Genomic DNA, 20,403 nt, shown 5'->3' with positions numbered 1-20,403 from the left:
GAAGGAATACCAATGCCATTAGTAAAGTTTATTACCGCTCAAGGTGACGACCATCTTGTCAATGTAAATGCCAATTCATCAGTCATGGAGGCAGCCCGAGACAACGGAGTCCCGGGCATCGATGGCGATTGCGGCGGATGTGCAGCTTGCGGCACCTGCCATGTTCATATCGACGCGGCGTGGATTGAAAAAACCGGTCACGCTTCGGACGGCAGTGAGAGCGATATGCTCGAATTTGTGGAAGGAGCCGATGAATATAGCCGTCTGGCCTGCCAAATATCGATTACGGAAGAGCTTGACGGACTGATCGTTCGCTTGCCTCTCGCGCAGCATTGATTTCCGTTCAATGACCGGGGCCAGCCGGAAAAATAATTTCGACTATATAATCGTTGGGGCAGGTTCAGGCGGATGCGTAGTGGCTAACCGTCTTTCAGCGAACCCGGCGATACAGGTCTGCTTGATTGAAGCTGGCGGAGATGACGATCAGATGCTGGTCAACGTGCCGCTCGGCATGGCTGCCATGTTGCCGACCAAAATCAATAATTACGGCTATCAAACTGTTCCGCAGCCGGGACTCAATGGCCGAAAAGGTTATCAGCCGCGTGGCCGTGTGCTTGGTGGATCAAGCTCGATCAATGCGATGTGCTATATCCGCGGCCAGGCCGAGGATTATGACGCTTGGGCGGCGGACAGTGCGCCGGGCTGGTCCTATGATGATGTGCTGCCTTATTTCAAGATGTCGGAATGCAATGAACGCGGTGAAGATCAATATCACGGCGTGTCGGGACCGCTTAACGTAGCAGATCACCGTTCACCCAACCCCGTTACCGATCTCTTCATCGAGGCTGCAGCGGAACAACAACACAAAACAACAAACGATTTTAACGGAGCCGAACAAGAAGGCGTTGGGCGTTATCAGGTAAACCAAAAGGATGGCCGGCGTTGGAGTGTAGCGCGCGGGTATCTGCGACCAATCCTTGATCGACCGAACCTTACGGTGATGACACGAACAAAGGCGCTTCGCATTGTATTGGATGGTGAACGAGCGACGGGCCTGGAGGTGCTTTGCAACAAACGGTCTATGACACTTGGCGCTGATGCCGGCGTTGTGCTGACGAGCGGTGCGTTCGGCACGCCGCACCTTCTGATGGTATCGGGCGTTGGGCCGGAGTCCGAACTGCGACGCCATTCTATACCCGTCCGGTTTAACATACCGGAAATTGGCCAGAATCTTCAGGACCATCCTGATCATGTCACGGTATATCGCGCCAAAAGTCCTGATTTATTTGCTGTCAGCCCTGGCGGTGTCGCGCGTATTGGTGCGTCGATTCCCGACTATATCCGTAATGGTCGTGGTCCGCTTACCAGCAACGCGGCGGAAGGCGGTGCTTTTCTATCCACCAAAGGTCGTGGCAATCGACCAGATGTCCAGATGCACTTCGTCCACGGCATTATTGATGATCATTCTCGCAAGATCCATTTGGGCGGAGGGATGAGCTGCCATGTTTGCGTGCTGCGACCCGAGAGCAGGGGTTCCGTGACACTCGGTTCGGCCGACCCTTTTGCCGCTCCTGTCATCGATCCAAATTTTCTCGCGACAGATGGTGATATTAAAACCCTGTTGTCCGGCTTCAAGCTGGTGCGCGATATTATGGAATCAGACGCGCTTAAGTCCATTCGCGGCACTGAGCTTTTTACAAAGGGCATGAGCGGAGATTCAGAACTCATTGATGCGATAAAGGCGCGCGCAGACACAGTCTATCACCCGGTTGGGACATGCCGGATGGGGAATGATGAAACCGCTGTGTGTGACGAAAAATTAAAGGTTCGCGGCATTCAAAATATCTGGATCGCCGATGCCTCCGTTATGCCCAATCTAATATCCGGCAACACCAATGCCCCGGTTGCGATGATCGCCGAGCGCGCTGCAGAGTTTATTCTGGAAAACCAAAAATAAAAAAAGTCCGAAAAATAGGGAGGAAGAACATGAACAAAACATATTTGGCTGGAGGTTGCGCGTTATTTGTATTGCAAATAGCTCTATCGGGAACTGCCTTGGCCCAAACCAAAGAACAAGATACCAGTGGTTTTGAGGTAATTGTTGTGACTGCGCAAAAGCGGTCACAAGCGCTTCAAGATGTTCCCGTCGCTGTGTCCGCATTGACGGCAAAGGAACTGGAATCTCGCGGCGTAGATGAAACATCAGATTTGCAAGGATTTGTACCAAGTCTTCAGATCACCACGCCTTATGGCCGCACCCAACCGAACTTCGCACTGCGCGGCGTTTCAGTGGCTAATGAATTTAATGCTTCAACCGCTTCGCCTGTCGGTGTGTATGTTGACGAAGTTTACCAGAGCTTCGGCAATTATATACTTTACTTAGCAGAGAATCGGATTCATAGATGTCTGGACAGGCCGGCGCTAAAATTGAGATTACGGACGCTATGATTGAGGCGGGTATTGGCGCGTTTTATAAATTTAATACGCCAGCGTATTCAGTGGGCGAGGCTGTAATTAAGATTATCGAATCTTTCTTTCAGGCGGATGGGGGTCGGATTCAATCGGCGGGCGGTGCCCCCAAATTTGTCGTCGATTTCTCGTCTCTGGAGGATCGTTACCTACCTCTTTGCGCCATTTCGCATCAGCCAGAAGCTTAGATGATAATATCATTTTGTTGTGTAATTCAGTTAAGGAATCAGAAAAGAAAGGTTCTTCTCGGGCATAGCCCTGGCTGATTTCCTTCCAAGATTCTGAGGCGGGACACCATGTGTAGCCCCACAAGCCATGAAAGCAGATGTTTCTGTCAGACGAAAGGGCGCTGATAGAGTGATGTATTTCAATTAACTGGCTTCTGTTTCCTGCATTTTCAGGCTTCGAGATTTCTCGCCATAAATCTGCTAACTTGGCTTTTAAATTTTTTGTTGAGTAGGTCGCTAAATCATCCACCGTGTTTAGGCTCATTAGATCGCGGAGAAGTTCGTCAAGTTTGAACACAATATGCCCCCAAACAACAGCAACCCTTCCTAAAATTATAAGTTGTTCGTCTGAGAGGGGTATCTCATATACAGGGCTGGTTAGGGGCGATATGGAGGTCATTTTGAATACTCGGCAAGAAAAAGATGAAACATACTCCGAAGCGGAGACAGAGGCGCGGCGCGAGGCCACGTTGCAAAAGCTACTTTCGACTCCGCCAAAGCCCCACAAGTCTAGCAAGACAAAGGGTAAAGAGTCTCAATCAAAATAGCGTTTACGCTTCTCGCCGATCTGGCGAATTTCAACCGTCCATTTAGGCGGCGAGTTTGTCAGTCCGCCGATAGGTCAGACGCTTGCCTTCGATGCCCTTAAGGGCAACGGCGGCGCGCTCACCGTCTGTAATGTCGCGGGTGTTGTAACGGAAATCGAATTCCTTGGTATAACGGCCAAGGTGCGCTTCGCTCATATGGTGGTAGACACCGATCACGCCGCGTTTGAAGATAGAAAAGAAGTTTTCAGCGGTGTTGGAGTGCTTGAAGCCGCCCGTGGTGACATATTTCTTAGCGGAGTGATTGACTACACTGTGACCGGCAAATTCGCGTCCTACGCGGGTATATACGGTTGCTTCGTCAGTCATAAGGTGGCTGTCGCGGTGAACATTGGTAACGATAAGGTTGCGAAGGTCTTTTGCATTGACGTTGGCAACATGGAAGCTGCGAACATGGCCTTCACGGTCAACCAGTGCGACAACGGGCTGCTTGTCGCGAGGCTTGCGGTGCGCACGGTTCTTGGCCTTGCCGCCTACAAAGGTTTCATCGGCTTCCACAACGCGGTTAGGACCGCCTAGAGGGCCATTACCGTTGGCACCGTCCATTGCTTCGCGGATGCGGTGGCAAAGGAACCAGGCGGTTTTATAGGTCACACCGATGTTGCGGGCGATCTGGCTGGCTGAAATGCCTTTCTTGCTGGATGCCAGCAGGTGCATGGCCAGAAGCCATTTATGAAGGGGAACATGGGAGCGTTCCATGACGGTGCCGGTGCGGACTGTGAACTTGTCGCGGCAATCGTTGCACTGGAACATTCCGCGCTGCGTTTTGCCCTTCATACGGGTGACGTTGGTTGAACCACAGTGAGCGCAAAAAGGCTCTCCGTTCCAGCGCGATACTTCGATATGTTTCTCGGCTGCTTTTTCGTTGTGAAAAATGGGGTCTGTTAGGTTCGTCATTGGCTGTTTTCCTTGTGATACAGCCTTATATCAAGATTGACCTGCTAAGTAAAGTATATATTTGCCAGAGCTTCCGTGCCAGCCACGGTCAGCAGCTTTACGATCTGGAACGCGTTGAGGTGTTGCGTGGGCCGCAAGGAACGCTTTATGGGCGGAACACAACCGGCGGTGCCATCAGCTTTTTTTCAAACAAACCCGAACTTGTTGATACAACTGGAACGCTTTCGGTTGGCTACGGTAATTACGACACAAAGACAATCCAAGGTGCGATAGAAACAACTCTGGTTCCTGATGTGCTTGGTATCCGCTTTGCGGGAACCTTTGCCAAGGGCGATGGCTGGCAATTCAATCCCGTTCAGAACCGCGATACCGGCACGACAAATTCGATTGCTGGCCGCCTGTCGGTCCGTTTCAAGCCAACTGATACACTGGATATCAACTTGAAGGGATATATCTCCCGGGATAATCCGGTTGCACCCAACCCGTATGCGTTCGGTCAATATGCAGAGGGCCGTGATGTTTTGGGTTATTCACGTTTCGATCCCGCCCAGAACGGGGGGCGCGCGCTAAACCGCGACGAGGTATCTGCCGATACGGGCGGAAACTACTACACTCTGTCGAAGGGTCTGGCGCTAAACGTCGCCTACGAGATTAGTGACAGCCTCTCGGTTACATCGATTACCGGTTATGATACTGGGAATTACAGCATTTCTCCGTTTGACTGTGACGGTTCACCGAATGATGTTTGCGCGATCCGTTTCAATTCAACGAGCAAAAATTTCAATCAGGATCTGCGCTTTGCTTACAAGGACGACCGTTTCAATCTGATCGCTGGACTTTATTATGGTGTAGATAAAATCAAAACGCGGAACGGGATCGATTTCTTTGGTGTTCTGGATCCAGTGTTGCGCAGTTTCGGCATTGGCGACTCGTTCTTTAACGCACCTGTTTCAGCACCTCAGGCTGCTGCGATTGTCCCGGCATTTTTGGTCAATCCAGCCCTTGACCCCACTCTTGCATCGAGCTGTGCACCGGTTGCAACCGGGAATCCCAACGGGTTCCTTGATGCGAGATCCCTTGTTGCCCTCCAAACCGATATCCAGATTGATAATTCGGCTGGCGGCGGCTTCGGTGGAGCCCTTTCTGCTGCGTGTCGGGCAGCTGGCGCACCCCCATTTGGACCAATAACCGGTGAACAGAATTTCACCGTCGAACGTCCTTCCGCTGCCATTTATGCTGATGCCAGTTATGATGTGACCAACGAACTGACGGTCAGTGTCGGCTTGCGTTACACCAAAGACAAAGTGAACTACCTCAACGGGCGAACAGTGCTGGTTGATTTGGGGGGAACCGAGCGAGCAAGTACGATTCCCTATACCTTCCCCTTCAACCCAAACCAACCTCCGCTTGAGCAACGCGAAAAAGAAAGCCGAGTCACGGGGCGGATCAATGTCAGTTATGATTTCACCGACGATGTGTTGGGATATGTCAATTTCAGCCGAGGATATCGCAGCGGCAGTTTTAATGGGTTAGCGTATCAGGGAACCGATCAGGTCTATTATGTTGAACCGGAGCAGATAAACGCATATGAAGGCGGTCTGAAAACGCTCCTGTTTGATCGGCGCGTCCAGCTTAATCTAGCCGGTTTTTACTACGACTACAGCAACCATCAGGTCACTCAGGTGATTGGAGCGACGACGTTTGTTCGCAGCGCCGATGGCAAACTCTATGGCGGTGAGGCGGAACTCGCAATCATAGCTACCGATAATCTGCGCTTTGACGCATCGGTCAGCTTGTTGCGCAGTAAATATCAAGGAAATGTTGTCGATCCTACCGATCCTCGAAGCCCGACCCGCAATGTCAATGGAAATCCGTTCCCCAACGCTCCGCGCGAAACGTTTTCTGCAGGGTTCGATTGGGACGTTTTTGACACTGATGCAGGCAAACTAAGTCTGCGCGGCGATGCTGCGTATACGGGGAAATATTTCTTCGATCCGTTTGGCGACTACGGCCAAACGCCGTGTGATCGCCCAGGTGCACCTGGTAGTGTTCGTCCGGCAGGTCCGGCGATCACATGCGGAAACCCTGGCTACTGGCTCGTCAATAGCCGGTTGACATTTCAGAAGGATAATTTTTCAGCGAGCCTGTGGGCCAAGAACCTGACCAACAAGGTATATTATAGCTACGGGTTGAACATAGACATCTTCGGACTCGATTATCTTAACCGGGGAACACCGCGCACATATGGCATCGAAGCAACGGTGAAATTCTGATGGGTGGCATGAGCAACGCTGCGAAACTTTCGGCAAGCCGAACCGGCACCGCGGCCACCTCCTATTAACATGACCAAATGACAAAGGGGATGTTGGTCAGGATTGTAAATGCAATCATTGGACCTTATCCTTCAAAATCATGATTACCTTGCACCATTCGGGTTTTTGCGGACATAATTTTTCGCCTCTCCGGCGAACGGAGTCCTTTGTTTGCAGCTTATGCCTGGCTAAGGAATTTTGAGTATGTCTTGTTTACCATACCTTATTGGAAGATAATTGGATGACTGCGCAATCTAAGCCAGATGAACAGACGGGTGAGAAAATGCGGGTTCGACTTGTAACCCCTTACCAATTGACGCTCGGAATGGAATTGCTGGAAAGCAGCAGCGGGCGTTCGATCAGTCGAATGAAAGCCAATAGGCGGATTGCCAAAGCACCGGGAAATCCAAACCTTGATCCGCTGGCGCTCATGGGTTTTATCGACCAAGGATTGTCCGAATCGTTGCAAGGTTTGATTGGTACAGAAATCGGAATTTCAACTTTTGATTTGCGGATCGGACTTTCATCAGGATCTTCAATGGGGGATGAGTTGACGCTGACGGCCGAAGCGGTGATGGTTGGAAAAACATCGGCCACTGCAACAGGTAGCGTAACAAACTCGTCCAAAGATATCATCGGAACAGCAACAGGACTGTTTCGTTTGGGGAGCTTTCCGGGGGGCGCTCCGGCCGACTATAATTTGGTCGGTGATTTCGATGCTCAAGCAATGCCCGGACCGATGACCACCAGTTTGGGATTATCGGGCGCTCCAGACTCGCCACAAATTGTAGCAGGAAACCGGGCTGTTTTGGGCTGGGAGAGCGGAAATATTGTCCATGGGGGCGCGGTTGCTGCGGCGCTGATGGCTGCATGCCAAGGCCGTGTTGCAGGTGGTGAAAGTTCGATCGGCCAACAGCTAGAGTCGATCGACATTCGTTATGTGCGTCCAGCCATTGGTTCGCGCGATCTATTCACGAACAGCTGTTTTGAACGTGAAGGCAAGGCCGCGAGCTTTGTCCGCGCCACCTGTTTCCATAAACCAGAGAAACCGCTCGCCACAGCCATAGCAACTTTTGTGCGCTAGCGCATATTTGATTGGTGCCCCGGCAGGTATCAACGGTATATTTCACCGTCCGATAATTATGAAATTAATTGACCTGGACAGTAAAAAAAGGGCAAGCGGCCCCCGCCACTTGCCCATACTGATCCAACAGGAGAGAGGGATCAGAACCAGTTAAATTTCGGGATCTGATGGGTTCAACACCCTTAGATTCCCAACCATTTTTTCCAGCGCGGTTCGTATGATGGCTATGTTTGCGCTGGATATGCCTTTGAACATTTTCTTATAAACGGCGTCAGCTTCTTTCCGGAGTTCCGGAATAATATCGATTGCCTTTGGACGCAGGAATATCCGCCAGACACGCCGGTCACTTTCTGCCGCCCGACGTTCGACAAAATCCAGTTTTTCCAGATGATCAATCGTCAATCCGATAGTAGCCCGTTCAAGTTCAAGGCAGGCTGCCAACTCGGTTTGTGTCATGCCCTCGGTCTTGATCAGATAGGCCAATGTTCTCCACTGTGTGCGGGACAGGCCGAACTGAGCAATCGATTCATCAAATGCCTTGCGCAGAACTCGGGGCACTTCCTCCAGCAAAAACGCAAACTCATCGGTCTCATTGAGGAACCCGTCTTGCGCGTTGGCACTCATTGTAGCTGTTTCGGTTGTCATCATAGTGACCATATCGTAAATTTAATATAATATAAAGCCCTTTACTGTCTGTCCATATACAGTCTATAAAATCGGTATGGATCATGAAGAGAGCACCTTTACGGGCCACAATGGCTTGAAGATTAAGGCAAGCACGACTGGGCCAAAAACCGGCTTTCCGGTAATGCTTGCGCATGGCGGCGGGCAAACCCGTCATGCCTGGGCAAAGGTGCTGGATGAACTCGCCAATGCTGGCTACCGCGCGACGGCTATCGATATGCGTGGTCATGGGGACAGTGAATGGGCACCAGATGGCGCCTACGATATGCGCGATTTTGCTCGCGATCTGATCGCTATTTCCAATCAACTCGATAACCCCCCAGCGATGGTCGGAGCATCACTGGGCGGAATAGCGGGTATGATTGCAGCCGGGGAATTGGCCCCCGCAAGCTTTAAGTCACTCACCTTGGTTGATATTGCGCCAAAGATGGAAGCCGTCGGAGTGTCAAGAGTGGTGGGGTTCATGCAGGCCCATATGACAGACGGATTTTCCTCCCCTGAAGAAGCTGCAGAAATTATCGCCGAATATATGCCACAACGAAAGAAACGCACCGGCACAGGCAAGCTTGATCGATATTTGCGCAAGCGGGAGGACGGGCGATATTATTGGCATTGGGACCCCAATTTTATTCACCATGTGACGCATGCTCGTGACGACGCTACCGAGGCAAAAGACAATGGCTTCGACAGATTGAGTGCGGCGGCCGCGAAATTGACACTGCCGGTTCATCTCATACGCGGAGGTTCCAGCGACATGGTCTCTGAAGAGGCCGTAGCTCATTTCCAAACGCTGGTTCCCAGCGCGCATTTCACAGACATTGCAGATGCCGGCCATATGGTCGCCGGTGACCGCAACGATGCATTTTGCTCGGCGATCCTCTCTTTCTTGAATGCGACCCACAAGCGCGGTGCTGCAGCATGAAACACAATCCGGAAAATCTAGCTGACGCGATACAGATTGCGCCTTTCCATCGCTGGTTAGGTCTGAAAATCGTTCGCCAAGACAGCGATTGTTTGGAACTGGAAATGCCGTGGCGGGACGAACTTGTATCTAATCCGTTGATTGGAGCGGCGCACGGCGGCATACTGGCATCTCTGATCGATTTAACCGGGCTTTATGCGATTATTGCAGCAGGAGGTGTCGCCAGGGCGACCGTGGATCTGAGGGTAGATTATCATCGCGCAGCCACCAACGGCCCGCTTCGTGCAATTGGGCAGGTCGTGAAGCTTGGAAAAACCATAAGTACCGCAGACACGCGCATTATCGACGATGATGATCGCTTGGTGGCTAGCGGTCGCGGGACCTATTTGGGCACGTAAATGGTCGTCAAAAAACGTATGGCCCGCCTCTTTGCAATAGTAGATTTTTTGATAGCAATCGCACGGTCTGCGTAAACGTATGCGGCATATCGATCATCTGATCGTCGCCAAGATGGATATTCGCGCGGCCCGGTCCTCATAAGCATGTCGGCTTCGAAGAGCCATTTTTTTAACCAGGTGTCCGGTCCGCCGATCAACCGTTCGGCCATCTCACTTTCCACTCGCAAAAGCGTATCTCTCGATAGATTGTAACTCCTTGATATTTATGCCACAGATTTGGCGGGCGCATTCCGATATGCTTCTTGGTGACGCAAGGTTGCCCACGCGATACGCACCAGTTTGTTGGCAAGCGCTACAACTGCAGTGTTGCGGTGAGACCGGGCAAGCAGCCCGCGCAACCAAAAGCCCAATTGGGTCTCGCTTTTCGCCAGCCACGGTAAAGCAGCTCGCGCACCGTGGATAAACAGTGTTCGCAAATAGATGTTACCCCGCCTGCTTATGCCCAGAAGCTTAGGCTTGCCGCCGGTGGTTCGTTGTTTTGGAACGAGGCCAAGCCATGCGCTAAGATCACGGGCACGCGTAAAAGAACTGGCATTGCCAATCGCTGCAACCAGTGCTGTTGCTGTCAACGGTCCGATACCCGGAACAGAAGTCAGGCGCTGAGTATCCGGATCTGACCGGACACATTGAGCAAACTCACGGTCCAGAATGGCAATACGGCCATCGAGTTCTCTCCATTCATCTCGCATATCCGCTATTAGTTCGAATATTCTTTGACTGATGCCGGTAGCCGGTTCGCCCAGCATCGCATCAATCGCCAGCTCAAGCTTGCGCCTGCCTTGCGGAAATCTGAGCCCCCGCTCTAACAGAATGGCTCGCATCTGATTTATTAGCATCGTGCGTGTACCCACAAGCCGTGAACGCGAACGGTGCAGCGTCTGCATGTCGAGCTGTTCGGCGCTCTTAAGTTCAACAAAGCGCATTGTCGGGCGCGAAGCAGCTTCAGCAATAGCTTCGGCATCGCGTTCATCGTTCTTCTGAGCTTTAACATATGGCCGCACGTATTCCGGCGACATCAGTCGGATCTCGTGTCCTTGCCGGGCAATTAAACGGCCCAGATGATGAGCACCGCAACAGGCCTCCATTGCAACGATGCATGTTGAGAGTCGCTCTGTAAATTTTGGAATCGTATCGGGCCGCATGCGCTTGCGGAATATTAACTGTCCGCTGATATCGAAACCGGCGAGGCTGCAAATGTTCTTGCCTAGATCCACGCCCAAAACAGCAATGTTAGTGTTGTTCATGACAATCTCCTCATTTTGTACCTCAGCCCATAATGACAGCTTCGTTTGAGGCGGGCCATTCCATAATCATAATCATCTTGGCTTTAGTCATGCTGGGCTTGGTTTCGGGCTGTGCAATCGAGGATACGGAAAATGTCGATGTAGACGGCATTCGAAAGAACATACCACTCGAAGTGGACATTTTAACGACGAAACTGGAACCCTTGGCCGAACCCGTAGAAGTTTTTGGCACGATTGCGGCCAAGCAAAGCAGTGCAATTGGCGCTCTCGTCGAAGGACCGCTGGAGACCATGTTTGTGACGGTCGGTGACCGGGTGAAGAAGGGCCAAGCGCTGTTCCAGATCAGACAAGCAGATTATAAAAGACGGGTTGCGGAAGCATCAGCGGCGCTACGCCTGACGGAAGCACAGGCTATTCAGGCCCAGCGCCAATATGACCGCGTAATTGCGCTTGCCCCGCGAGGCTTTGTATCGAAAGCACAGGTCGAAAGGGTTGAAACAGACCTGGTCGTCGCGAAAGCGCAGGTATCGCAATCGCAATCGCTACTGGCCACGGCCAAACAAGCGCTGCGCGATACTGTTGCCCGCGCTCCATATAACGGCGTCGTTACAGCCAGATTGGTCGACGAGGGGTCCTATCTCAACAATCGCTTTTCGATGGGTGAACAATCTGCAGCCTTGCAACTACAGGAATTAGAAATAGTGGCAGCAATCGTCAGTGCTCCGCAGGCCCGGGTTGATGATTTCAAGCTCAACCAGAAGGCAAAAGTTTATATTGATGGCTTTGATGAGCCTTTCGACAGCTTTGTGTTCATCATCAATGACCGGGTTGACCCGGAATCCCGAACAGTCGAATTGCGATTGCCGATAAGAAACCCGAACTATCGGATCAGTAGCGGACTTGGTGTGCGGGCGCTAATCGAGACGCCGCCAGAATCTGCAATCATTCTTCCAAGATCGGCTGTTAAAGGTGATAGCGCGGCTCCATATATATTCCTGTTTGAGAAAGGCATCGCACGCCGAAGGAATGTAAAGGTCGAAAGCATAGATTTCGAACGGGTCAAGGTCACACAAGGCGTCCGGGCCGGCGAAAAAATCATCCAAAACCCACCATCCACTTTGCGCGATGGGCAAAAAGTAGAGCGCAAGCAAAGAAAGCCTGCACGGTAAGCTGATGTGGATTTCTGATGTCTCGATCCGGCGTCCCGTTTTTGCGACGATGGTGATTGCTTCGCTAGTCGTTCTGGGCCTGTTGAGCTTTGGGAGATTAGGTGTTGATCTGTTCCCCAAAATCGAATTTCCTTATGTTTCGGTAACAACGACTTTGCCTGGTGCGTCTCCAGATACGATTGAGACTGAAATAACCGACGTTATCGAGGAAGAGGTCAACAGCGTTTCGGGCATTCGGCAAATGCGCTCAGTCAGCGCCGAAGGTGTCAGTCAGGTGGTGTTGGAGTTTGAGTTGTCGGAAGAGGCCGATGTGAAGGCTCAGGATGTCAGGGACCGGGTGGCCAGCATATTAAGCAATTTGCCGGAAGAATCGGACGCGCCTATTGTCGAAAAGCTTGATCCGGACGCGGCGCCGATACTGTCGCTCTTGATAGCAGGAGATGCGCCGGTCCGAGAACTCACGGTCTTTGCAGATGAGGTCGTTAAAGAGAGGCTTCAGCGTATTCGCGGTGTAGGTTCTATCTCAATTGTAGGTGGGCGGGAAAGAGAAATGCGGGTCTGGCTTGATCCGGCAAAAATGCGAGCAAGCGCTATTAGCACGGATAATGTCGTTGCCGCCTTGAGAAACGAAAATGCCGAGTTGCCGGGCGGCCGTCTTGAGATTGATGGTCGCAGCAAGCAATATGGAACCAGAACATTGGCGGAAGCCAATACAGCCTCGGAATTTGGTAATCTCGCGGTAGCTTATCGGCCCAACGGACAGGTCACACGGGTCCGCGATATCGGTCGCGTGGAAGACTCGGTCGAGGATGAAACCAGCTATGCCCAATTAAATGGTCGCCCCGGGGTTGTGCTTGAGGTTCGCAAGCAATCTGGAAGCAATACCGTTGCAATGACCAGAGCAATCAAAGCGGAAATCGAGCAGATCAAGGACCAGCTGCCGAGCGGGGTTGAAATTGTTGTCACCAGAGAAACAGCGCGTTTCATCGAATCGGCCATTGGTGACGTGCTGTTTGATCTGATGATCGCAGTGGTATTGGTTGTTTTTGTCACATTCTTTTTTCTGCTCAGCTGGCGGGCAACTTTTATTGTTATGCTGGCCATTCCGACTTCCGTTATTGCAACGTTCGCTGCCTTTGCTGCGTTCGATTTTACACTTAATTTCATGACATTATTGGCGTTGACGGTGGCAATTGGATTGCTTGTTGATGACGCTATCGTCGTTGTTGAAGCTGTGCAAAGCGATGTCGATGATGGCGTTGATCCAATGGAGGCGGCACCAAAAGCAACCAAGCGGGTCGCATTGGCGGTGCTTGCTGGGACATTTGCCACATTGGCAGTGTTTGTGCCGATTGCCTTCATGGAAGGGATCGTTGGCCGCTTCTTCTTTCAATATGGCTTGGCGATTGTATTTTCGGTCAGCGTCTCATTGCTGGTGGCGCTTACCCTGTCGCCGATGCTTGCATCGCGGTTCCTGAAATCGGAGAAAGAAAAAGCAGGCTGGCTGGGTAAAATTGAAACCTTCCACGAGACCATGCGGAAGCGTTACGAAAAGCTTGTAGGTTGGTCTATCAAAAGACGATATCTCGTTTTTTTGGGAGCGATCATAAGTCTTTTAATCGGCGGTCTTTTCGCAGCAATGGTGCCCGCCACGTTCATGCCCCTCACGGACAGATCAGAGTTTCTTGCAAGTGTTGAACTTCCGCTGGGAACTGGGATTGCGACAGCTAAAGAGGCGTCGCTACGAGCCGACGAAGCGCTACGCAATATTGAAGATGTAGAATATGTTTTCGTAACCATAGGGGCAGGAACAAATCAAAAAACCAATTTGCTGGACTTTTATGTTGATCTCACACCCAAGCAGGGTCGATCAGTCAAACAGGGTGCCATCATGGACCAGGCACGCGAAATTCTTGCAAAGGCGCTACCCGAGGCCAAGGATATTTCCGCCGTGGAAGTTCCATGGGTGTCCGGGGCCGGCGTGGGATCGGCTCAGATAGAGCTTATAATTTCCGGGTCTGACCTGACGAGCATCAACGATTACGCGAACATCATCGCTGAGGAAATGCGCAATATCCCGGAATTGGTGGATGTTGCATCTACCTACGAAGGCGGCAGGCCGGAATTGCAGATCAGGTTAGACCGCAATCGGGCCGCAGATTTAGGGGTGACGGCACGGGACGTCGCAGCAGCATCGCGAACTTTAATTGGCGGGAGTGATGCGGGAACATTTGAAGCCGACGGCAGACGCTATGACGTTAGAGTGCGAGCGGATGAAGATAAACGGCAAAAGTTAAATGACATCGCCAGACTTCCGGTTCGGGCAGGTAACGGGAGTTTGGTCGACCTAGCGGCGGTGGCAGATATTGAAGTTGCCGACAGCCCAGCTCAGATTGATCGCGTGGACCGAGCGAGGCAAATCACAGTCAAGGCAAACACGCCGCCCGGCGTAGCATTGAGCGTCGCTGTAGCTCAGGTTGATAAGATTTTGGCCAAGCATCGCCCACCTGAAGGAATGTCCACCAAAATGGAGGGTATGGCGCGGACACTGGCAGACACAACCTCTGCCATATTGCTGGCCTTCGCGCTTGCCTTTGTGGCCCTATACATTGTCCTCGCCAGCCAATTTAACAGCTTCGGACAACCTGTCCTGATCATGCTTACGGCTCCCCTTTCTTTTTCCGGGGCGTTTATTGCACTTTGGCTTTCCAATCAGGAATTGAGTATGTTCGCCCAAATCGGAATGATTGCCCTGATGGGGATCGTGATGAAAAACGGGATTCTTCTTGTTGATCTTGCAAATGAATATCGGACAGGCGGTATGAGCGCAGGTGATGCAATGCAAAAGGCGGCACCCGAGCGGCTCCGGCCGGTGTTGATGACGGCCCTGGCTGCAATTTTCGGCATGATGCCGGTTGCTTTTGCTCAGTCCGATGGAGCCGAATGGCGCAATGCTATGGGCTTTATCATTATAGGCGGCTTGACTACCTCGACCTTTTTGACTCTGTTGGTCGTGCCTGCTGCTTATGTCTTGCCCGATGACTATGCGCGCCTAAAAATTCGCGTTCGCGCAAAGCTATCGGGACAATTCTGGAGAGCGCGCCGCGCTTAGTCAAATTGTCTCATCACGTTATCAACGCAACCTTTTGCAGATGCCGCTGCGACTCAGGTGATCCATATCCCGATTAACGCTCCTCAATCGGTCAATCTAAGCCAATCAAACCCCTGACGGGAAAAACTCACCGCTCTGACCAGCAGGAATTTTGCCAGCTGCTAAGCTATAAAGGCGACGTTGATATGGAGTAAGCGTGGCGAGGACCTTTCAATTACCCACAAGTCGTCGTTGGCGTGATTCCGTTCATCGCATGATCGTTGCTCGCCTGGAATCGGGCATGATTCATTCTCTGGCACCTGAAATAGTTGGCGGGGTGCGCAGTGAAAGATTCCGGTTTTGATGCAGCCAAATGGGCTGATGGTGAAGTTGATATCGTCGCATTTCGCGACAAGCGACTGGGCGAGCGGCTGCATACGATGCTTGCGCAGATGGCAGCAGCGATTGGCGCGCCGATCCCGATGGCCTGTCAGGACTGGGCGAATACCAAGGCGGCCTACCGCTTTTTGTCGAATAACGCGGTGAACGAAGGCAATATCCTCGCTGGTCATTTCCAGGCGACCCAGGCGCGCGTTGCTGCGCTTGACGGGTTTATCCTGATTTTACAGGACACCACTGAATTTTCCTATCAACGGCGCGATCCCAAACGGATTGGCGCTATTGGCCTGGCTCCCAGCCGACGCGATGAAAATGGTCGGCTGCGGCTTCATACGGTCTGCGGGCTGCTCATGCATTCCAGCCTTGCGGTCACGCCCGAAGGATTGCCGCTTGGGCTGACGGCGGCAAAATTCTGGACCCACAACAGGTTCAAGGGCACCAACGCACTGAAGCGCCGGATCAATCCCACCCGGGTGCCGATTGAAGAGAAGGAGAGCTACCGCTGGCTCGAGAATATGCGTCAGTCGACGGCCCTGTTGGGCAAGCCGGGGCGGCTGGTCCATATCGGCGACCGCGAGAACGACATTTACGAATTTTTCTGCGAGGCGCAGTCGGCCGGCACGCATTTTCTGGTCCGCACCTGTGTCGATCGTCTGGCCGGTGACGGTGGTCACACCATCGCCGACGAAATGAGCGAGGTCGCTGTCCAGGGAATGCACCGGGTCACCATCAACAAGGACGATCATGCCGACATCGAGCTACGCTATCGGCGCATCCAGGTGTTGCCACCGATCCGCAAGCAAAAACGCTATCCGTCCCTGAGCCTGACCGTCCTGCATGCCCGTGAATGTGGAGCACCTGAAGGTCGGCCCCCTATCGACTGGCGGCTTATCACTGATCTGCCGGTTACAACGCCAGCCGAAGCGATTGAAAAGCTCGACTGGTATGCTCAGCGTTGGAAGATCGAGCTTTTCCACAAGATACTCAAATCCGGTTGTCGGGCCGAGGATGCTCGGCTCCGAACCGCCGAACGCCTTGCCAATCTGATTGCGATATTCTGCATCCTGTCCTGGCGACTGTTCTGGGTGACCATGATCAACCGCGCCGCGCCTGCCGCATCACCCAGGCTCGTGCTCACCGACGTTGAAATCGCCCTGATTGAAGGCCTCGTGGCTTCCCGAAAGAAAGCGCTTATGGGCAGAACCCTCGCCGATTACGTAACCCAGATTGCACGGCTCGGCGGTTATCTCGCTCGAGCTCATGATCCGCCCCCGGGCAACATCGTAATCTGGCGAGGGTGGTCCCGCCTCATGGACCTCAAAATTGGCGCCAACCTCATCCGTTGAACTTGTGGGTAATTGAAAGGGCGAGGACACCGCCTTGTCAGCGTGATTTTTTGGTCTGAGCAGCTTTGCCGGCGGCGCGGCGTTTGGCGATGGTGCCTATCCTGAGTTTTGCGTCGCGTTCGTCGATTTCGTCGGGATCGAAAGGTTCCCCATAGCAGTCCTGGTGCCATTAGGTGACATCCTCGTGCTCGGAGTGACTGGGATCGGTGACGGCGTCGAGGAATACCTCAAAGCCGGGCGTGCCGCCGCAGTCCTCGGGCGGGGCGCGATGCTCGCCCTCGACATAGCGCGGATATTTGGTGCCGGCTTCGCTATCCTCGAGCGCTTCGAGCGTGACGATATGCTCCCAGTTGTCGCCCATGTCGTAGGTATAGAGGATCTGGCAAACGCCCCGGTCGATCAGGGTGTTGAGCCTGGTGTTTTTGGCCGCAGACAGCGCGTCGTCAGGTCAGTCCGGATCGGGCAGCCCGTATCGTTTATCTCCCACTTCCAACTCCCAGAGGTGATAATCGAGCCAGCCCATCGCGCTCTGGATGACATCGTGGAGCATCTTGAGGTTGGCATCGACTGGAACTTCGACCCGCCGCCAGATCGAGGGGTCGGTATCGGCAAGCGCGATGTGCAGGCGGGCGATAGTCTCGGTCATGCCGCCCTTCTAACTGCAATGGGGCTGACTGGCGCCACTCCAGCTGCACAGTTCCACGGCATGAGTTCGTCCCAGCGCGAGGCGGGCCAATCGCTGCCGATTTTCTCGATCACATCGGCGATATAGGCTTGCGGTTCGATGCCATTGAGCTTGCACGTTTATGCCGGAAGGCGAACTATGCCGAGCGCCAAAAGCCGCAATTCCATGCCTACCTTGCAAGCGAAACTGCGCTTCAACGGCGCTCGGCATATTTTGAGACATCAGAGCGCGTTCAGGAACTCGAGCAGCCGGTCATTGGGCTGGAATCGTTTTGCTCTCTGGCGTTCATACGGTTTGAGTTTGGCAAGTGGACTTGTAACGGTTTTGCGCCGGTCACTGATCTCATTATATCACCTTTGCTTCGAACGCCAGCGGGCTGATGCCACCCAGATATGAGTGACGGCGGCGGGTGTTGTAGAACCCGTTGATGTATTGGAAGATGGCAGCTTCGGCTTGCCGCCTTGTTTGCCACTTTTGCAGCCAGATCATCTCGGCTTTCAGCGATTTGAAGAACGTCTCGACAGAAGCATTGTCGTAACAATTTCCTTTGCCACTCATCGATGGCCGCAGGCCGTAGGCCTGCAACCTCTTCTGATAATCATAGGCACAATATTGGCTGCCACGATCAGAATGGAAGATGCAGCCTTCGGCGGGTTGCCGCTGGTTTACCGCCATATCGAGCGCCCTGATTGCCAGATCCTTCTTCATTCTGTCGCTGACCGCCCAGCCCACAACACGGCGGCTGTAGAGATCGAGAATGACAGCGAGATAGAGCCAGCCCTCGGCAGTCCATATATAGGTGATGTCGCCTGCCCATTTTTTGGTTAGGAGCAGCGGCAACAAAATCGCCGTCCAGCCAGTTTGCAGCGACACCCAGGCTTTGATTACTGTTGGTGGTCACCTTGTGCTTGCGCGTGCGAACAGGCCGGATGCCATTGACACGCATTAACCGGCCTACACGCCGCTCGCCAACATCAAGGCCTGCCTCTTTGAGCTCCATCGTCATGCGAGGACGACCGTAGCTGCCAAGGCTGAGGCCATATTGCTCGCGGATGTGCGCCAGCACTTTCATGTCACCACGCGACCGTCGACTTGTCGGTCGCGCGTGCCAGGATCGGTAACCGCGCGTCGATACCTGCATCACGCGGACAGCATCTCCACTGGCCAAACATGACGCCAGCTGTGCACAAATGCGAACCTCACGGGCGTTGGCTCGCGAAGAACTGGGTAGCCTTTTTTAATATCTCCCTCTCCTCCTTGAGGATACGGTTCTCAAGGCGTAGTCGTTCATTCTCACGGGCCAGATCGGCCTGCGGCGTGGCCACCGGATCCGTTGGCCGATATTGCGACACCCACTTGCCCAGCGTCGACAATCCAACGCCCAAGTCAGCAGCAACACGCCGCCGCGACAACCCGCTACTCACCGCAATCCGAACGGCCTCGCGCTTGAAATCTTCTGTATGTTTCTTCATCTCGTCGGTCTCCTTGTATGAGTGTTTAACTCTCAAGTGACCGGCGCAAAACCGTTACAAGTCCAATGAGCCAGTTTATAAACGGAGAGGATATCCGCGCAGTCGTCGCAAGTCTCGACCTGTGCACCCATCCACCAGATCACGTCATCGCCATTGCCACCGACTTGGGCCAGATATTATTCGGCCGGGTTCACCGCCGAGTCTCTCGACTGGCGGTAGGCCAGATGGGACGCCATGTTTTCTGGCTTGAGCCCGAAGGCGGTCTGCCGGCTGATGTCCTGGCGGTTGATCTCATCGAACTTGATGAAATAGGCCTTGTGCATCCTGTAAAAGGGAATTTCCGGATAGAGATGATGGATGAGATGGTAGTTCTGATAGACAAGCACCGGTGTCAGCAGCCATTCCCATCCATAGCGCATCGTCGTGGCCATATATGGTTCTTCATCCTGGGCGACCATCGCCGGGTAGTGCGGCAGGATCACGAAGACTACTGCGATCAGGAACAGCGTGATCCGCGAGGGCAGGAACCACAACATGAACAGCTCGAAGCCGAATCCAAAATAGATGGCCCCCACGAAAAGGGCGAGCAAAGCTGCGTAGAAACCGACGAGTTCCCTGCCGTGCTTCTTGCGAACGTTCTGGCCACGTTTGATAAAGTAATGGATATAGGCACCGTCAAAAAACATCCAGCGGAACGGTACCTGCCACCATGGCGATTCGTGTTCGAAACGGTCAGGGTCGAGTGGGCCATTGGCATAGCTGTGGTGCTTGTTGTGCACCCACCGCAAAAGCACCATCGGCGCATAGGGGAACAGGAAAAAGAGCCCGATCGCCCCGATCGTCTCATTCAGCCATTTGACTCTTGACAGGGAATAATGGGCCGCGTCGTGTATCACGCTGAACAGTAAATAGGTGATCAAACCGTTGGCGATGGTGCCGAGCCAGATAGGTATCTGCCCCGTCAGTGCCAGATACCAGACACCGCCTATACTGCCCATCGAGGCGACGAAAAGCAAGGTCGTCGGCAGCGCCAGCAGGGGGGGGCGCCGCAACTGCTCGAAATACTCTTCCTGGTTTTTTGGAAAAACACTCGCAACCATTCCACATCTCCCAAATCTTAATTTACCCATGGATTCAGCCAACTCGGTTTAGCATTTCAAGTTATGCTTTCCACTTGCCCATCGCGCAATCGCACCGATTATAAACATATGTTGTATATTATACAACTCTTATCCCACAATTCCATGGCAGTCAGGCAGCCCGTTGTCCGCCCCAAGACCATTATCCCCCTGTTGGTCGCCGATCTGAGATCAAGCAAACCGTCCGGGCAATCATGTCA

Annotated in this window: 15 protein-coding genes and 3 pseudogenes; 10 read left to right on the top strand and 8 right to left on the bottom strand. The window is 52.9% G+C overall.

Annotation, left to right across the window (positions count from 1 at the left end; all coding sequences use genetic code 11):
- The first annotated feature begins 12 nt into the window (after nt 1-12).
- Genes CHN51_RS07185 through CHN51_RS07175 form a run of 3 tightly spaced genes read left to right on the top strand, consistent with a single transcriptional unit; the run spans nt 13 to nt 2,448 of the window.
- Nucleotides 13-336, top strand: coding sequence for a 2Fe-2S iron-sulfur cluster-binding protein (locus CHN51_RS07185; protein WP_089132075.1), 324 nt, complete (start codon nt 13-15; stop codon nt 334-336).
- A 10-nt stretch (nt 337-346) separates the two neighbouring features.
- On the top strand, nt 347-1,957 hold the full coding sequence (locus tag CHN51_RS07180) for a GMC family oxidoreductase N-terminal domain-containing protein (protein ID WP_100093410.1): 1,611 nt from the start codon (nt 347-349) through the stop codon (nt 1,955-1,957).
- Between the two features lie 29 nt (nt 1,958-1,986).
- The gene (locus tag CHN51_RS07175) at nt 1,987-2,448 is read left to right on the top strand and encodes a Plug domain-containing protein (RefSeq protein WP_100093409.1); all 462 of its coding nucleotides are present in this window, start codon (nt 1,987-1,989) and stop codon (nt 2,446-2,448) included.
- A 72-nt stretch (nt 2,449-2,520) separates the two neighbouring features.
- Here the strand turns inward: CHN51_RS07175 and CHN51_RS19515 are convergent, their stop codons facing one another.
- Nucleotides 2,521-2,994 (bottom strand): hypothetical protein, encoded by a 474-nt coding sequence (locus CHN51_RS19515; protein WP_123906268.1) that lies wholly within the window; start codon nt 2,992-2,994, stop codon nt 2,521-2,523.
- Nucleotides 2,995-3,286: 292 nt separating this feature from the next.
- Complete coding sequence (locus CHN51_RS07165) at nt 3,287-4,198, bottom strand: IS1595 family transposase (protein WP_100093407.1); 912 nt, start codon at nt 4,196-4,198, stop codon at nt 3,287-3,289.
- On the opposite strand from CHN51_RS07165, the gene CHN51_RS07160 reads away from it, so the two are divergent.
- Both CHN51_RS07160 and CHN51_RS07155 read left to right on the top strand, forming a co-directional pair.
- Complete coding sequence (locus tag CHN51_RS07160) at nt 4,198-6,471, top strand: TonB-dependent receptor (protein ID WP_240616896.1); 2,274 nt, start codon at nt 4,198-4,200, stop codon at nt 6,469-6,471. The two genes, CHN51_RS07165 and CHN51_RS07160, sit on opposite strands and share 1 nt — an antisense overlap.
- Before the next feature lie 280 nt (nt 6,472-6,751).
- Nucleotides 6,752-7,594 (top strand): acyl-CoA thioesterase domain-containing protein, encoded by an 843-nt coding sequence (locus tag CHN51_RS07155; RefSeq protein ID WP_123906267.1) that lies wholly within the window; start codon nt 6,752-6,754, stop codon nt 7,592-7,594.
- A gap of 150 nt (nt 7,595-7,744) precedes the next feature.
- Here the strand turns inward: CHN51_RS07155 and CHN51_RS07150 are convergent, their stop codons facing one another.
- Complete coding sequence (locus CHN51_RS07150) at nt 7,745-8,242, bottom strand: MarR family transcriptional regulator (RefSeq protein ID WP_240616895.1); 498 nt, start codon at nt 8,240-8,242, stop codon at nt 7,745-7,747.
- Between the two features lie 73 nt (nt 8,243-8,315).
- On the opposite strand from CHN51_RS07150, the gene CHN51_RS07145 reads away from it, so the two are divergent.
- Nucleotides 8,316-9,200 (top strand): alpha/beta hydrolase, encoded by an 885-nt coding sequence (locus CHN51_RS07145; protein ID WP_100093403.1) that lies wholly within the window; start codon nt 8,316-8,318, stop codon nt 9,198-9,200.
- The gene (locus CHN51_RS07140; RefSeq protein WP_100093402.1) at nt 9,197-9,598 is read left to right on the top strand and encodes a hotdog fold thioesterase; all 402 of its coding nucleotides are present in this window, start codon (nt 9,197-9,199) and stop codon (nt 9,596-9,598) included. Before CHN51_RS07145 ends, CHN51_RS07140 begins: the two co-directional genes overlap by 4 nt.
- A gap of 263 nt (nt 9,599-9,861) precedes the next feature.
- Here CHN51_RS07140 and CHN51_RS07130 read toward each other — a convergent pair whose 3' ends face one another.
- The gene (locus tag CHN51_RS07130; protein WP_100092283.1) at nt 9,862-10,902 is read right to left on the bottom strand and encodes an IS110 family transposase; all 1,041 of its coding nucleotides are present in this window, start codon (nt 10,900-10,902) and stop codon (nt 9,862-9,864) included.
- Nucleotides 10,903-10,991: 89 nt separating this feature from the next.
- Here CHN51_RS07130 and CHN51_RS07125 point away from each other — a divergent pair, with 89 nt between their 5' ends.
- The 3 genes from CHN51_RS07125 (at nt 10,992) to CHN51_RS07115 (ending at nt 16,907) form a co-directional block, all read left to right on the top strand.
- The gene (locus CHN51_RS07125) at nt 10,992-12,071 is read left to right on the top strand and encodes an efflux RND transporter periplasmic adaptor subunit (RefSeq protein ID WP_164089020.1); all 1,080 of its coding nucleotides are present in this window, start codon (nt 10,992-10,994) and stop codon (nt 12,069-12,071) included.
- 4 nt (nt 12,072-12,075) lie between these two features.
- A complete protein-coding gene (locus tag CHN51_RS07120; protein WP_100093399.1) occupies nt 12,076-15,183 on the top strand; it encodes an efflux RND transporter permease subunit in 3,108 nt (1,035 codons plus the stop codon).
- A 323-nt stretch (nt 15,184-15,506) separates the two neighbouring features.
- Complete coding sequence (locus CHN51_RS07115; protein WP_100093398.1) at nt 15,507-16,907, top strand: IS4 family transposase; 1,401 nt, start codon at nt 15,507-15,509, stop codon at nt 16,905-16,907.
- Between the two features lie 169 nt (nt 16,908-17,076).
- Here the strand turns inward: CHN51_RS07115 and CHN51_RS20140 are convergent.
- The 4 genes and pseudogenes from CHN51_RS20140 to CHN51_RS07090 all read right to left on the bottom strand — a co-directional run bounded on the left by CHN51_RS20140 (nt 17,077) and on the right by CHN51_RS07090 (nt 20,164).
- A pseudogene (locus CHN51_RS20140) lies at nt 17,077-17,553 on the bottom strand (plasmid pRiA4b ORF-3 family protein).
- A pseudogene (locus CHN51_RS07105) lies at nt 17,550-17,711 on the bottom strand (transposase domain-containing protein); the annotation flags it as partial. The pseudogenes CHN51_RS07105 and CHN51_RS20140, both read right to left, overlap by 4 nt.
- Nucleotides 17,712-17,937: 226 nt before the next feature.
- Nucleotides 17,938-19,064, bottom strand: a pseudogene (locus CHN51_RS07095) (IS3 family transposase).
- A 176-nt stretch (nt 19,065-19,240) separates the two neighbouring features.
- Nucleotides 19,241-20,164 (bottom strand): fatty acid desaturase, encoded by a 924-nt coding sequence (locus tag CHN51_RS07090; protein ID WP_100093396.1) that lies wholly within the window; start codon nt 20,162-20,164, stop codon nt 19,241-19,243.
- Between the last annotated feature and the right edge of the window lie 239 nt (nt 20,165-20,403).

This window comes from Sphingorhabdus sp. YGSMI21, from assembly GCF_002776575.1.
In the GTDB taxonomy this organism is placed as follows: domain Bacteria; phylum Pseudomonadota; class Alphaproteobacteria; order Sphingomonadales; family Sphingomonadaceae; genus Parasphingorhabdus.
This window is presented reverse-complemented; position numbering and strand designations above follow the sequence as displayed.